Origin of the sequence: Nocardia cyriacigeorgica (assembly GCF_010858045.1) — a bacterium.
Classification (GTDB): Bacteria; Actinomycetota; Actinomycetes; order Mycobacteriales; family Mycobacteriaceae; genus Nocardia; species Nocardia cyriacigeorgica_E.
In genome coordinates this window covers 1-491 of the sequence record NZ_JAAGVC010000110.1, presented here as the reverse complement: position 1 = coordinate 491, position 491 = coordinate 1, and the positions used below count along the sequence as shown (strand labels likewise).

At 67.6% G+C, this 491-nt stretch carries 1 pseudogene; it reads left to right on the top strand.

Features of this window, described 5'->3' with window-relative positions:
* Nucleotides 1-491: pseudogene (locus tag GV790_RS28935) on the top strand (hypothetical protein); the annotation flags it as partial.

Sequence of the window (491 nt, the reverse complement as noted above, 5' to 3'; positions counted from 1 at the left end):
CGCAAGAGGCGGTACTGATCCGCCTGCGCTGGCTCACCAATGGCCATGTCTCCGCGCAGTTCGCCGCCAAGGTTCAAGACGCGCTGCGCATCCTGGAACAGGCCGCACGCGGCATCGGGCACCGGGAACTGGCCACCGCCACCATTCGCGATGCGTGCAACGCCTACCGCCAGGTGGCGTCCACCCACCCCAACGCTGCGGGCGTTTGCGCCGACGGACTGTCCAAATGCGGTGTGTGGCTGTGCCGTCTCGACCCTGGCGCGGCAGTCGCGGCCACCGAAGAGGCGGTGCGGATCCGAGCCGGACTCTTCGCGGCCGATCCCGATCAAGCCAGCAAGTACCTGGCCAGCTTGAACACCCTGCTGCGCACGCTGATGGTCGGCAGGCAGCGCAAACAGGCCGTCGCGATGTATCGCGAACGGTACGCCGCGCTCACCTCCCCCGCGATGACCGCGACCATGCGCGAGACCAAGATCGGCGAGATCGGTTTC